General features: G+C 33.6%; 12 protein-coding genes and 1 tRNA gene. 7 read left to right on the top strand and 6 right to left on the bottom strand.

What is annotated here, in order from left to right; all coding sequences use genetic code 11:
• Window positions 1-414: 414 nt before the first annotated feature.
• On the top strand, window positions 415-891 hold the full coding sequence (locus H0V01_06990; protein MBA2583115.1) for a DUF4168 domain-containing protein: 477 nt from the start codon (window positions 415-417) through the stop codon (window positions 889-891).
• Window positions 892-2026: 1135 nt separating this feature from the next.
• Here H0V01_06990 and H0V01_06985 read toward each other — a convergent pair.
• Window positions 2027-2106, bottom strand: a tRNA-Leu gene (locus tag H0V01_06985).
• 148 nt (window positions 2107-2254) lie between these two features.
• Here H0V01_06985 and H0V01_06980 point away from each other — a divergent pair.
• The 4 genes from H0V01_06980 to H0V01_06965 all read left to right on the top strand — a co-directional run bounded on the left by H0V01_06980 (window position 2255) and on the right by H0V01_06965 (window position 6108).
• Complete coding sequence (locus tag H0V01_06980; GenBank protein ID MBA2583114.1) at window positions 2255-3187, top strand: ribose-phosphate pyrophosphokinase; 933 nt, start codon at window positions 2255-2257, stop codon at window positions 3185-3187.
• Window positions 3188-3220: 33 nt separating this feature from the next.
• Complete coding sequence (locus tag H0V01_06975) at window positions 3221-3814, top strand: 50S ribosomal protein L25/general stress protein Ctc (protein ID MBA2583113.1); 594 nt, start codon at window positions 3221-3223, stop codon at window positions 3812-3814.
• Window positions 3815-3904: 90 nt separating this feature from the next.
• A complete protein-coding gene (locus H0V01_06970) occupies window positions 3905-4468 on the top strand; it encodes an aminoacyl-tRNA hydrolase (protein MBA2583112.1) in 564 nt (187 codons plus the stop codon).
• Between the two features lie 104 nt (window positions 4469-4572).
• Entirely contained in the window at window positions 4573-6108 is a 1536-nt protein-coding gene (locus H0V01_06965; protein MBA2583111.1) for a PKD domain-containing protein, read from the top strand.
• Window positions 6109-6196: 88 nt separating this feature from the next.
• On the opposite strand, the gene H0V01_06960 is transcribed toward H0V01_06965, so the two are convergent.
• On the bottom strand, window positions 6197-6652 hold the full coding sequence (locus H0V01_06960) for a hypothetical protein (protein MBA2583110.1): 456 nt from the start codon (window positions 6650-6652) through the stop codon (window positions 6197-6199).
• 230 nt (window positions 6653-6882) lie between these two features.
• Window positions 6883-7623, bottom strand: a complete 741-nt coding sequence (locus H0V01_06955) for a SpoIIE family protein phosphatase (GenBank protein MBA2583109.1) — start codon at window positions 7621-7623, stop codon at window positions 6883-6885.
• Window positions 7624-7940: 317 nt separating this feature from the next.
• On the opposite strand from H0V01_06955, the gene H0V01_06950 reads away from it, so the two are divergent.
• Both H0V01_06950 and H0V01_06945 read left to right on the top strand, forming a co-directional pair.
• Window positions 7941-9005, top strand: a complete 1065-nt coding sequence (locus H0V01_06950) for a SpoIIE family protein phosphatase (protein MBA2583108.1) — start codon at window positions 7941-7943, stop codon at window positions 9003-9005.
• Between the two features lie 140 nt (window positions 9006-9145).
• Window positions 9146-11167, top strand: coding sequence for a tetratricopeptide repeat protein (locus tag H0V01_06945; protein ID MBA2583107.1), 2022 nt, complete (start codon window positions 9146-9148; stop codon window positions 11165-11167).
• 97 nt (window positions 11168-11264) lie between these two features.
• Here H0V01_06945 and H0V01_06940 read toward each other — a convergent pair whose 3' ends face one another.
• The 3 genes from H0V01_06940 to H0V01_06930 all read right to left on the bottom strand — a co-directional run bounded on the left by H0V01_06940 (window position 11265) and on the right by H0V01_06930 (window position 14263).
• Complete coding sequence (locus H0V01_06940) at window positions 11265-11531, bottom strand: hypothetical protein (GenBank protein ID MBA2583106.1); 267 nt, start codon at window positions 11529-11531, stop codon at window positions 11265-11267.
• Between the two features lie 588 nt (window positions 11532-12119).
• Entirely contained in the window at window positions 12120-12260 is a 141-nt protein-coding gene (locus tag H0V01_06935; protein ID MBA2583105.1) for a hypothetical protein, read from the bottom strand.
• A 551-nt stretch (window positions 12261-12811) separates the two neighbouring features.
• Window positions 12812-14263: a T9SS type A sorting domain-containing protein gene (locus H0V01_06930; protein ID MBA2583104.1), complete on the bottom strand. Its 1452-nt coding sequence runs from the start codon at window positions 14261-14263 to the stop codon at window positions 12812-12814.
• Between the last annotated feature and the right edge of the window lie 30 nt (window positions 14264-14293).

The raw sequence follows: 14293 nt of genomic DNA, 5'->3' as shown, positions 1-14293 counted from the left end.
TTTTTAATAGTCATATGGTATAGCCAGGTTATATTCATTAGCGTTTGTGAACGGTTCGTGCATGGCTATTTCATATGTGTATAATTTGTTTTTTAGAGTCATATGGTATAGCCAGGTTATATTCATTAGCGTTTGTGAACGTTTGGTGCATGGCTATTTCATAAAATGGTCAAAAGATTGGTTTTGCCGAATTTCCCAAAAAGAAAAAAATCCTCCTAATTGGGAAAAGAATGTTTTTGTCTTCTTCTGAATAGCCCTGTTTATACCAACCTTATTCTGGCAGATTTTTTAATAGCTATTAATCATACTGATGAATGGGATAAGGCTTTACTTAACCTATAGTGTGGAAGTAATTAAAAACAGTGTTAACCAAATTCATCAGGTTAAGGAAATAAAAACTAAAACATTTAGAAAATGAAAGTGGTTAAAAACATAAAATACATTGGGATCTTATTTATTCTGTTTTTGTTTACATCAACAATTCATGTAGCATCCTCTGCGGTATTAAAACAGCAAACAGCATATACTGTTGAATTGCTTAATAAATTTATTAAAGCAACAAAAAAGGTAAGTTTAATTCAGCAGGAAGGGGAACAAAAAATGGTTCAGGCCATAGAGCAAGAGGATTTGGATGTTGATACCTTCAATAAAATTGCAGAAATGATGATTAATCCCGAAAGTGCTGAAAAAATAGATGTTACTCCCGAACAAATGGATTCTTTCACCAAAGTATTGGAAAAGTTACAGGGGCTACAGTTCGAAATTCAACAGGAAATGGAAGCTGCAATAATTGACAACGGAATAGCAATTGAGGATTATCAAAAAATAGTTGAAGAGTATCACAATAATCCTTCCTTTCAACAACAAATCAATGAAATGCTACAGGAGTAAATATATCCTATTCAGACAAAAAGAGGCCGCTTGAGGTGCATTTTAAACGGCCTCTTTTACATTTTAAAATGATTAAAAGGCGTTTCTTGATTATTCTTGTGCCTTATTAATAACACAACTCACAATGCAGTTGAATTTATCAACCTCTTGCGGGTAACCCGGAAATATTGTTTCATTCATTATTTTATTGACTTAAAAATAAATTTCAAAAGTATTGAATTAGTAAAACCATCAGGTAATTCTACAACTAAATAGACTATAAACCTCAAGTTGTCATCTTAATTGATTGATTATAAGATGAATTTAAAAATATATAAATAGCAAATACAAATATTTGTATATATTTTGCACAATAATAGAGTTTTAACACAACGCAATAATAGAACTTTAAAACATCTCAATAGTAGAGCTTTGCCACATCTCGATAATAGAGTTTTAGCACAAGTATAAAAAATGGCAACACCGGGAGAAAATTAGCTGAATCACTTGAAGTATTAAAAAAACTTCAACATTTGTGATATTAAAAATGATGTTTTGCAATAATATTCAATAATTGACAGGTCAGTTTGGATGCTTTTTGAAAGACTGTCATAACAACTATCAAAAGATTTTTTTTCGCAATGCATAAATTCTCCGGGATGAAAGCCATTTAGCAAATTATATAGAATATCAAATTCTTTTATTATAGAGTCTTTTTTTAAGGTTCTCTCTGATAACAAATTGTTTGAAAATTCCTTATTTTGTCCGAAAGAAAGGTTAAAAACAAAAATTAATGGACTAAACATTTCATAATTTTTAAACACTAATTTTAAATAAATACAAATTCAGAGAGCTGAAAAACAAACAGAATACGTTCCACCTAATTTTAAAACACATTTTGGAAACAAATATACTTTAATGTTAAAACTCAAGCTTATGAATGGTAAGAAAAAGCCTTGTCACCTGTAACGGAGAAAGTCTAAAAAGATACAATAAATCAAAGATGTATAAGAAATGGAATTCTCTTTAGATTTTTTATCGGCTTCCGAAGTCGAACATGTAACTCCTTGAAAATAAACAATCTGAATTTTGAAGTACTTTTATCGAACCAAAAACCCCTGATAAATAAGGCTTTATCAGGGGTTTTCCGGTTAAGTACCCAGTGCCGGAGTCGAACCGGCACGATTTCTCACTGGTGTTTGAGACCAGCGCGTCTACCAATTCCGCCAACTGGGCAAATAATTGGACTGCGAAAGTATTAAATTTAGCCGTACTTAAAGCAAAAATCAAAAAAAAATGTTTTAATAGAATAGATTGTTGCAATAAATTTAGTATAATTTGTGGAATAATCATACTTTTGCTACCCTTTATGAAAAATCATCAAATGAAACCACTGGTAAAATTTTTTGCGGGTACAGCTTCAAGATATTTGGCTGAAAAAATAGCTGCTGAATACGGTGCTGAATTAGGTAATGTAATTGTATCAAAATTCAGTGATGGTGAAATTCAACCTTCTTTTGAGGAAACAGTAAGAGGAAATGATGTTTTTATTATTCAATCCACTTTTACTCCTGCCGATAATCTTTTTGAACTTCTTTTGCTTATTGATGCAGCAAAAAGAGCTTCAGCAAAAAACATTGTGGCTGTTATGCCTTATTTTGGTTATGCACGCCAGGATAGAAAAGATAAACCCAGAGTTTCCATTGGTGCAAAATTAGTAGCAAATTTGCTAACCGCTGCCGGAGTTACCAGGATAATGACAATGGATTTACATGCAGATCAGATTCAGGGATTTTTTGAGGTTCCTGTTGATCATTTATATTCTTCCTCGATTTTTATCCCTTATTTAAAAGGTCTTAACCTTCCAAACCTTACCATAGCCACACCAGATACGGGTGGGACTAAAAGGGCCAATGCCTATGCTACATTTTTAGATGCAGAAATGGCAATTTGTTATAAGCAAAGAAAAAAGGCAAACGAAATTCACAGCATGACCGTTATTGGAGATGTAGAAGGCCGCGATATAGTTTTGGTTGATGATTTATGCGATACCGCAGGAACCTTAACCACTGCTGCCCAGTTAATGATGGACAAGGGCGCCAGTAGTGTAAGAGCTGTATGCACACACGCCATTTTTTCAGGTAAAGCATACGAACGTATTGAAAATTCAGTTTTAAAAGAAATCATTGTAACCGATACAATTCCTTTGAGCAAGCAAAGTGATAAGGTAAAAGTATTAACAGTAGGACATCTATTTTCGGATGTAATAAAAAGAGTGGTAGAATGTGAATCAATAAGCCCACATTTTATTTTTTAAGAGTAATTAATAATCAATAAATAAAAACAAATTATGAAAACAGTATCTATTAGCGGTTCTCCAAGAGAGAACGTAGGGAAAAAAGATGCAAAAGCAATCAGAAGAAACGGTCAAATTCCATGTGTACTTTACGGAGGCACCGAACAAATCCATTTCAGTGCAGATTCAAAGGAATTTAAAGACCTTATTTATTCTCCCGATGCCCATTTGGTAAAATTAAATGTAAATGGAAAAGAATACAGTGCAGCATTGCAGGAAGCTCAGTTCCATCCGGTAAATGACAATATTCTTCACGTGGATTTTATTCAACTTTTTGAAGATAAAGTTGCCAAAATTGACATTCCTGTGAACTTAATCGGAACAGCTGTGGGCGTTAGAGCGGGGGGTAAATTAATTAAAAAACAACGTTTACTTAAAGTTAGAGCTTTGCCTGGCGATTTACCAGATTCAATTGAAGTAAATGTGGAAAACCTTCAGGTAGGTGGTATTGTGAGAGTAAAAGATATTTCTGTTAAAAAACTGATTATTCTTAATTCTCCAAGCACAGTAGTTGCAACCGTTAAAGGAAAACGTGGAATGGATACTGCAGCAGCAGCAGCCCCAGCAGCAGGTGCTAAAAAGAAATAATTCAAGTAAAAATTTCTGATACAATTAAAACCCCCTTGTTTTCTACCTGGGGGTTTTTAATTTGTTTTGAATCACCAAATAATTTTTTAAGTGAAATATCTGATTGCCGGTTTAGGCAACATAGGAGAAGAATACAATTCAACCCGACACAATATAGGGTTTGATGTTTTAGATGCTTTTGTTAAAGCGTCTGATGTATCTTTCAAGGCGGATAAATTAGCATTTACTGCCCAGGTTAAATGCAAGGGAAGAACTTTAATACTTATCAAACCTACCACTTATATGAATTTGAGCGGGAAGGCGGTTAATTATTACCTTCAAAAGGAAAAAATCGGCATTGAGAATTTATTGGTAATTACAGATGATATTTCCCTTCCTTTGGGTAAATTAAGGTTAAGAGGAAAGGGAAGCGATGGTGGTCACAATGGGCTAAAAAGCATTATTGAAGTTTCGGGAACTACAGAGTTTGCAAGACTAAGATTTGGGGTTGGTTGTGATTTCCCAAAAGGAAGGCAGGTTGATTTCGTTCTTGGCAAGTGGAACCAGGAGGAATTAAAAACGCTTGAAACCCGAATGTCATTTGCTTTGGATTTAATCAAGAGCTTTACTACCATTGGCCTTGATAGAACAATGAGTACCTTTAACAACCTTTAAATATCCAATTTAACAATTCCTTAACAATTTTCCAGAAACTTTATATCTTACAATTCGTAAGATTTAAATAGTTTTGTTCTTAATTATTCCTATTTCCTAAATATATGAAAAAACTTTTACTTTCGTTTTTAACCATTTTTTTTCTGTTTACGCATTTTCTTTCTGCACAAACAGTTTTAATCGATTACAACTTTAACAATTACTCAGGAGTTATAGATTCACTTCCTGCAGGTTGGAATGTGTCCTGGAACAATACCAACGCCTCTACCGGTTCATATTATATATCAACCTTAAGTTCGGGACCCAGCGGACCTAATTCCTATAAATTTGGATTGGATGACGTAAAGGTTATTACGCCACAATTTCAATATGCTGATACAGTTTCTTTCTGGATAAAGGGATCCTCAAATATTGACACTATTAGTACATTAATTGTTGTGCAAACTGCCAATGGTACGGATTGGGATACTATTGCAATCATGAATAATCTTCCAACAACCGGAACTATTTTTAAATACAAGGTGAATTTTAATACTATCAAGTTAAAATTCCATTATGATAAATCTGTTGGAAACCTAGCATTTGATGATTTTAAATTAATACAAAACAAACAGGTTACTGCTGATTTTGCAACCCAATTTATTTGTCTGGGTGATTCTTCATCCTTTTTGGATTTGTCTTTTACATCTGGAAATACAACCATAACAGATTGGAATTGGGATTTTGGAAACAGCATTTCAAGCATAGATCAATATCCGAAACATTTCTATTCCGCTGCTGGCACATATAATGTAAAACTTGTTGTAACGGACAATATGCAGTTCAAGGATAGTATTTCAATGCAATATTATGTGTATGAGTTACCCTTAGCTGATTTTGCACACAATGCATCTCCTTTATGTCAAAATGCGGAATTTGTTTTAACCAATAATTCTGTTGATCCCTCTGATGGTACAATTGTTAGCTGGGCCTGGTATTTTAATGATGGCTCAGCATTAAACACTAGCGATTGGAGCCCTTCTCATTATTTTTTAATTGATGGCATACTTGAGATTAAACTAATCGTTTATTCTTCAAATGAGGCATGTTCAGATACTGCTTTAAGTTCGGTTTTGGTAAATGAGGCACCACAAGCTGATTTCAATTTTAGTGTGAATCAGCAAATGGTTGAATTTGATGGTTCTGTTTCGACCGGAAGCTTTTTAAGCTACTACTGGGATTTTGGTGATGGAAATGATGATACAAACTCCAATATAACGCACAATTATGTAAATGGGGGAGTTTACAATGCATGTTTAACAGTAACAGACTCCAATGGATGTGAGGATAAAATCTGCAAACAAATCAATGTTTCGGTAACCGGAATTAAATCCAATGAAGTTAAAAAAGCAATTTCTGTTTACCCTAACCCTTCCGTTAATGGTATTCTTTCAATTGATTTCAGCAAGTATTCCACTTCAATTGCAACAGTAACAGTTAACAACATAATTGGTAGCCAAGTATTAAAAAAAGATTTCTCAACTCATTCCATAAAAAAGCATGTTGTTGATCTTTCTGCACAGCCAGCGGGGAATTATTTTATGACAATCAGAACCGATAATGAAATTATCACAAAAAAGGTTGTTTTAAATAAAAGATAAAATAATCAATAAACCACGCTAAAGGGTTAAATTCAAAACAGAATGATCCTTCAACTCATATTCATTTGGTTTTGGCAATAGGAAGTCTTTATTTTTGAATAATATCTCTTATTATTTTCAAATGATGCTTTGTATGAATTTCTAAAAAGGCAATACTTTGCCTTAAGTTTAATTTTCCAAAATAGGGATGGTCAAAATGGCTTTTAGCAGGAAAGTCATCCATTTTTTTTAAAATTATTTTTGCCTGATTCAACTGCTCAATTAGTTCATAGTGTTGAATTTCACCTTGAGCAACCACACTTTTTGGGGCTTTTCCTTTTCCCCGTGGAATAAAACCGAGTAAAAAAATGTAGGTTCGTGTTAAATTAAAAGAACTTTTAAAATCTTCGGGTTTTGAATTTTTTAATGCATTAGCTATTCCAATTATTACTTTAAGGGAATGATCAATATGCCACTTGACTTCTTTAGTGGAAACAGAGGTTTTTAATAAATCAGAATTAGGAATTTCTAATTCCAGTTCGATCAGTTCTTTTTTTAAAATCATATAATTAGTGGCTGGAGAAAGATGTTTTTTTTGTGATAAGTCTAACTAAAGTTAACAATAATAACCCAAATGACATGAAATTATTTCTAAAAAAGACAGAATTGAAATTTAAATCGCTTTTATAAAAATCAGTGCATGAATGGAGTAGATTTAAATACCAGGGTTTTTCAAGAACAAATTTTTCATTTAGGAATTAAAACCCGGAATGGAGATTTTCTGAATTAAGAAAATTAAACCTTCACACCAATGATGCATACATCATCTACCTGTTCCAAATTACCTTTCCAGTTTTCAAAGGTATCATTTAAGATTTCTTTTTGTTTTTCCATTGAATAATGTACTATGGAAAGCAGTAATTTTTTAAAATTTGCTGATTTGAATTTTTTGCCATTCTCCCCTCCAAACTGATCAGGAAAACCATCAGTGAAAGTATAAATTAAATCACCCTTTTGAAGGTCTGTTTTTTGTAAAGTATATGGGCGCATTTCTCCTGCATATTTCCCTACAGGCATTTTATCTGCTTTGTATTCTATTAGTTGGTTGTTACGGATGAGCCATAAGGGGTTATTTGCTGCTGCAAATTCTAGGGTCTTATTTTCAAAATCATAGGCGCACAAAACACAATCCATACCATCTTTGCTTTCTTCTGTACTACCTTCAGGATTTAGCGAAGCAATAATACCATCCCTGGTATAATTTAGAATTTCATCAGGATGAACAAGCTGTTTTTCAATAATAGATTCATTGAGTCTGGAAATACTGATCATACTCATAAGTGCCCCCGGAACTCCATGACCAGTGCAATCGGCCGTACACAAATAGAAAATTTCTTTGTTTAACTCTTTATGAAAATGAGATAAGGCATGGTAAAAATCCCCGCTAACAATGTCTTTTGGTTTATAAAAAATGAAAAAGTTTTTTTCTTCTGTTACATTTTCATTTATTGTATGTGCCTCTTTCACTATTCCCATAGTTTTAAGTTTTCAATTTTGAATTTGAGTAATATTAATACTATTGCTTTAATAATAAAAATCTTTTTGAGTTTTCATTCAGCTTTCTTTGTTTTTTGAAGATCCTTAATCATTAATGTCCGGTAAAAAGAAAAGATTCCTCACTACACTGCCTGTCATCCGAGTATAGCGAGGAATCTAAAAAACTTTTACCGGACAGCGGTAATTCTAAATTTGTTTTATTCTTTAAAAAAGCAGAAAACAAACAAAAAAGAGTTTTTTATATGGAATCAGGCATTTAATAAATAAATTTACTGCCACCTTAAATTAGAACTGAAGTGGATTTTAAAGCTAAAATAATTACAGGATTACTTCTCCTGTTTTCCTTTCTGTATTTGGGTTGTTCTGACCACGAGCACCAGTCAGGAGATAAAAAAATGCATGAACACCAGCATGCTTTTGATGATCATACATTTTCTGATATTTTCGTAGGCGCTGAGCAAGAAACAATAGTTTGTTATAAAAAAACCCACCGGAATAGTTTTTATTTCACCATGTTTTTGTTATTCACAATTGCGGGTGTTTCATTCAATCAATACCGAATTAAAAAAAAATCTGCAATTGAATTAACTAAAAGCAACAAGATTATTGAAGAAAAAAACAGGGATATTCTTGCCAGTATTCATTATGCAAAATACTTGCAGGAGGCCATACTTCCACCTAATAAATTGGTAAAGGAATATTTGCAGGAATCCTTCATCATGTATAAACCAAAGGATATTGTAGCGGGTGATTTTTATTGGGTAGAAAAATGCGATAAAAATATTTATTTTGCTGCGGCTGATTGTACTGGTCATGGGGTTCCAGGGGCAATGGTTAGTGTTGTTTGTTCAAATGCACTTAACCGGACAATGAAAGAATATGGACTTACAGATCCAGGTAAGATTCTGGATAAAGTTCGTGAAATTGTGATTTCTACTTTTGAAAGGTCTGAGCGTGAGGTAAAGGATGGAATGGATATTTCCCTTTGTGCATTGCAAGGCAATAAGCTTCATTGGGCAGGGGCTAACAATCCTCTTTGGATTAGCCGCAACAATGCTATTATAGAAATTAAAGCAGACAAACAGCCAATTGGTAAATATGCGGTCAATAAAATGTTTACTACACACAGTATAGAACTCCAGAAAAATGACAGCCTGTATATTTTTACCGATGGCTTTGCCGATCAGTTTGGTGGAGAGCATGGCAAAAAATTCAAATCAGCAAATTTTAAAAAATTGTTGCTTTCAATTCAAAATAAATCCATGCAGGAACAAAATGAAATTTTAAATTCTACATTTGAGAAGTGGAAAGGTATTCTTGAACAAGTGGATGATGTATGTGTGATTGGCGTGAAAGTTTAAGCAGGAATAATATAACCTGATTAAAATGAAAATTATAAAAGAAGCAAGCAGCCTTTGCTCCAAAAAGAAGAACAATTTAAAAGAGGATGAATTCAATTGAATGATTGAGGAAAAAATGAATCACTTATAATACCATTGAAATGATTAACCGCCTGAGAATAAAATTGCTTGTAATCTTTTGCCTTTTTGTTTCCATGTACCTTACAACAAACAGTTTGATTGCCCAGGACCCTATTAAAGTAGATTCATTGCTTAAGGTATTAAAAACCACAAGTGATGGTTTTACAAAAAACAAGGTTTTGAACGAACTTGCATGGGAAAATAAATACAGTGACCCTCTGCAATCACTAAAATATGCGAAGCAGGCACTTGCAGTGGGGGAAAAAATAAATAATAAAGTAGCAATTGCAGCCTCTTTAAGCAAATTGGGAGCAATTTATTATTTGCAGGGTGAATATTCTGTGGCATTAACCCATCATTTTAAAAGCATGAAAATCCTGGAGGAAATTAATGATTTAAATGGAATGGCTTCTTCTTTTAATAATATAGGAATTATTTATGAGGCCCAAAAAAATTATTCTGAGGCCATGGCTTACCATTCAAAATCCTTAACTATACGAGAGAAACAAGGTGATAAAAATGGAATAGCTGCATGTTTGATTAATATTGGCAACATTAATTATTTTCAGAGCAATTATGCATTAGCCACCGAGTATTATCTTAAGGCATTACCCATCGCAGAGCAGATGGCAGATCAAGATAAAGTTGCTGGAATTTTGAGCAATATAGGTTCAACTTATTTGGACCGTAAAATGTTCCGGGAATCACTGGAATACCATAAAAAGGCCCTAAAAATACGGGAACAATCTCAGGATAAATTTGGCATGGCTTCCTCTCTTGTTAATATCGGATCGCTTTATACAGGTTTGGGTGATTATAAAAACGCGTTTATTTATATTCAAAAATCCCTGGATCTTTCCAATGAAATCGGAGCTAAAGATATTGTTCTGGAAAGCTATCAAGCCTATTCTGATGCCTATTCACTTACCGATAATTGCACTAAAGCTTTTGATTATTATAAATTATATTCACAGGTAAAAGATTCCTTGTTTAATATTGAATCATCAAATCAAATTGCAGAAATGCAAACACAATATGAGACGGAGAAAAAAGAAAAAGAAATAGCACTTTTAACAAATGACAAAAAACTGCAACTTGCAGAAATTAAAAAACAAACAGTAATAAGTTGGTCAGTTGCAGGAGGTGGTTTGCTTGTAATGCTTCTGGCAATTGTGGCCATTAAAGGGTATGCACAAAAGAAAAGGGCAAATTCCTTACTAAATCTTCACAATATTGAAATAAGCGAAAAGAAAAAAATTATAGAAGGAAAAAACAAAGACATTACGGATTCCATTAACTATGCAAAAAGAATACAGGAGGCCATATTGCCTCCCGATAATTTAGTAAAACAACTATTACCCGATAGTTTTATTTTTTATAAACCAAAAGACATTGTATCTGGCGATTTTTACTGGATGGAACGCGATAAATCATTTAATTTTCCTTCAAATCAATTGGTTTTTTTAGCTGCAGCCGATTGTACCGGGCATGGGGTTCCGGGAGCTATGGTAAGTGTGGTATGCTCTAATGCATTAAACAGAACGGTAAAAGAGTTCGGCATTACAGAACCAGGCAAAATTCTCGATAAGGTAAGAGAGTTGGTGATTGAGACTTTTGAAAAAAGCGAAAGTGAAGTTCGGGACGGAATGGATATTTCACTCTGTAGCTTTAATGTTGTTACAAATGAATTAAAATGGGCCGGTGCAAATAATGCCTTATGGATACTATCTAAAGAAGGATTAAACGAGATAAAACCAGATAAACAACCCATTGGAAAATATTCAGAACATAAATCCTTTACCACGCATACAATTCAAATTAACAAGGGGGAAACATTTTACCTGTTCACCGATGGTTATGCCGATCAATTTGGTGGTGAAAAAGGAAAGAAGTTTAAATATGCGCAATTTAAGGAACTATTGATTGCTATCCAGGAAAAAGAGATGCATGAACAGGCTGAAATCCTTGATTCTAAATTTGAACAATGGAAAGGAAAACACGAACAAGTAGATGATGTTTGTGTGATAGGAGTTAGGGGGTAAAAAATGAATTATTTCCCCCATTAAAAACAAATTCCAATTGGAAAGTGAAGTTGCTATAAATCATTTTTCTATTTAAATTTTCTAAGGTTCTTTCAATCTATTTTTCAATAGGCAAAATGGCCTCCTGTATTCTTTTGGCATAATGAATACTGTCAAAAACTTCATTTTGTTTTTCTTCTACAATGTGTTTTTGTTCTTCAATTTTTGATTTTTGTTTTTTTGTAATTCGAAGTGATCGTACTTCTTTTGCCAATTTCCTGGCTTTTTTCTGAATAGCATTATTTGTTTTTAATACTCCGGATTCTCCCAATGTATTTAGAATTGCGCTTTCTATCCTTTTTATACTTTTAATTTTGTTTTCCATTTTGCTTAGTTTTATTTGTTTTTATTAAGTAAGGGTGTTTAGAAATAAGTTGCTGAAATAACGCTTAATCCTACCATTGATTGAAACAATGGTTAAATATCATCCCAACTATTCCTAAACACCCAAACCTGAATTTTACTTAGATTTCACTACCTGTTTTGCCAATTTCTTAGCTTTTCTCTTGAGTTTGCTATTTGTTTTTTTAACCCCAGTGCTTCCAATGGCTGTCATAATTATAGCCATCACTTTCTTTGTTTTTTTTGATTTTAATTTCATATGTAGATAATTTGTTTTTTTAGTTGTCATCCCGATTTATCGGGACGCCAGGTTATCTTCATGCGTGTTTGCGCACGTTCTGTGCATGGCTATTTCATAGGTATATAATTTAAGTGTTAATTGTCATCCCGATTTATCGGGAGCCATGTTATATTCATTAGCGTTTGTGAACGGTTCGTGCATGGCTATTTCATAAGTGTTTTTTTTGTTTTTTAATTGTCATATGGAATACGCCATGTTATCTTCATTGCTGTTTGTGCAAGATTTGTGCATGGCTATTACATATAATTTAAAGTTTAATGATGTAAGTAATTATTTATTTTTTCCTACTTGTTTAGCTAATTTTTTAGCTTTTTTCTTAATTTTAGTATTGGATTTTTTAACTCCTGTACTGCCAAGAGCAGTCATAATAATACCCAATACTTTTTTTGTGTTTTTTGCTTTCTTTTTCATAAGAATAAAGTTTTTAGTTAATATTAGTTGTTACTTAAAATTGATGAAAAATCATAGAATTACCTAATTTCAAAAAAAATTTAAGCTACAATTAACATTGGATTTTTTTATTGATTCTTTTCTATCATTGAGGAACAATCAATACTGGATCAAGCCTCAATACTTAGTTTAAAGCTTTCAATAGTTTTGGAAATAGAATTAAATGTGGCGGGAGAAAAGAAAGTGGAAGTTCGGGATAATTCTACTTTAGAAAAAAATCGAAAAGCAGGCATATTCTAATCGTACTGGGAGTTGTTTTTTTACTGATTATAATTCTGCACTTTTTAATGGTAGAGTTGTAAATAATTGCCACAGGTAAGCACACCTGCGGCTGCGGTTCAGTTTTTTCACAAACTCGCGAGTGTAGAAAATATACGATATGTTGATTTTTGAGGGGCGATAGCCATGTATTCTTCGTAGCTATTTTGCAGTGGAGATGCAAAAGTACTCTGCTTTAAGGAAAGCGGCTTTAAAAATCATGCGAAACTTCAGTCAACAAATAATATCACAATCTATCTTTTCACAACTATCTTTTCTCTTTTTGTAAAAGAAGGTGTTTCAATACTTAAAATATAAATTCCTTCTGAAAATTCTTCCGTGGAAATTATTTCAATTTCTGAACTTATCTTTTTAGTAAAAACTGTTTTCCCGGCATAATCAATCAAAGTAATCTCACCCTTTAATTCATTGTAAAATTGAATATTCAACTTATCATTAACCGGATTAGGATATAATGAATAATGGTTTTCCAATTTTGTTTCTTTTACTTTTGTAGTCCCTGAAATTGTAGCAGTAAGGTAGGTAACAGCCTGCTTGTTGTCGTCTTGCCATACAAAATAAAAAGTGCCATTTGCAAAAGCAATGTCAGGATTTTTTTGTGCTCCCGAAAAATTTATGCTCACTGTATCTGCAACCTGGTTTAATAAACCTGCTGGGCCTGTTACAGAATAAATAAATTTTATAATAGTGCTTCCCATCTGGCTTTCCTGCCAAACTACTCCCAATGTATCTCCGTTACCGGCCACTTTTGGGTAATTTTGATTTGCCATAGAGGAAACTCCCGGAGAAAGCATTGCATTTAAGCCAACAGCCAGTGTGTTTTTATGTGCAGTTCCTATATAAATTCTTGAAGAACCGCTTGCACCGCTCATCCAAACTGTTACAATACTGTCTCCTTTAACATAAGCATCCGGCCCTGTGGAAGGGCATCCATTAATCATCCAGTTTGAATTATCTATATCTGAACTTGCCGTGAAAGAAACGCCTGCATTTGTTGATACCACTGCCCAAATGTCCCGTAAATTATTGTCGTTGTTCCTGAAAAGGGAATAAACAAAGTTATTAGTCTCTGCTCCAATAAAGCCCGGACAACAATCACAAACTTCACCCGGAGCATTAGTAGAGGCTTCCACCTCCGCTTGGTAAGAAATACCGCCATCATTTGAAGTTGCTACTGCAAACTGGGCTCCACCCATGCTGCTGTTAAAAGTCATAAAAGTAACAAAAGGCTTTCCTCCTGGAGCAACTGCCACAGCCGGAAATCTGGAATATTTGGAGGGATAAACCCTTACTGTATCAGAAAAGCTGGCACCTCCGTTCACAGAACGCACGGAGTAAACAAATCCGTCCATCTCTGGATGAGATTTAAACACTACAAAAACGGTATCGCCCGAAGCAGCCATATCAGGGCCTGCCCAATCCTCTACAAACGCATTTGCATTAGCTGGAGTAATCTGTGAGGATTGTGCAAATACTGCCCCGTCAAAACGAGAAACAAATACCTGTTGGTTTGGTTTTCTTCCCCACATTACAACAGGAACATTATTTGTTGTTAATGCAATTTTTGGCCTTGTAAAAGCATTCGGGTTAAATCTGTTTACCACAAGCGTGTCTGTCCAGTCCAATGAAATTTGTGAGAATACCTGGAAAGGCAGAAGAAGAAAAAGGATGTAGAATTTTTTCATATGTATATAATTTGATTTTTAACTGTCATC

It is taken from the genome of Bacteroidota bacterium (genome assembly GCA_013696965.1).
Lineage (GTDB): Bacteria > Bacteroidota > Bacteroidia > JACCXN01 > JACCXN01 > JACCXN01.
Note: the sequence above shows the minus strand (reverse complement) of the source record. Positions and strands in the feature narration are given on the sequence as shown.

Excerpts from the sequence above, each read along its gene's own strand:
- H0V01_06960 (MBA2583110.1), bottom strand. The coding sequence starts at position 6,652 with ATGATTTTAAAAAAAGAACTGATCGAACTGGAATTAGAAATTCCTAAT.
- H0V01_06980 (MBA2583114.1), top strand. The coding sequence starts at position 2,255 with ATGAAACCACTGGTAAAATTTTTTGCGGGTACAGCTTCAAGATATTTG.
- H0V01_06940 (MBA2583106.1), bottom strand. The coding sequence starts at position 11,531 with ATGGAAAACAAAATTAAAAGTATAAAAAGGATAGAAAGCGCAATTCTA.
- H0V01_06965 (MBA2583111.1), top strand. The coding sequence starts at position 4,573 with ATGAAAAAACTTTTACTTTCGTTTTTAACCATTTTTTTTCTGTTTACG.
- H0V01_06990 (MBA2583115.1), top strand. The coding sequence starts at position 415 with ATGAAAGTGGTTAAAAACATAAAATACATTGGGATCTTATTTATTCTG.
- H0V01_06955 (MBA2583109.1), bottom strand. The coding sequence starts at position 7,623 with ATGGGAATAGTGAAAGAGGCACATACAATAAATGAAAATGTAACAGAA.
- H0V01_06975 (MBA2583113.1), top strand. The coding sequence starts at position 3,221 with ATGAAAACAGTATCTATTAGCGGTTCTCCAAGAGAGAACGTAGGGAAA.
- H0V01_06935 (MBA2583105.1), bottom strand. The coding sequence starts at position 12,260 with ATGAAAAAGAAAGCAAAAAACACAAAAAAAGTATTGGGTATTATTATG.
- H0V01_06945 (MBA2583107.1), top strand. The coding sequence starts at position 9,146 with ATGATTAACCGCCTGAGAATAAAATTGCTTGTAATCTTTTGCCTTTTT.
- H0V01_06930 (MBA2583104.1), bottom strand. The coding sequence starts at position 14,263 with ATGAAAAAATTCTACATCCTTTTTCTTCTTCTGCCTTTCCAGGTATTC.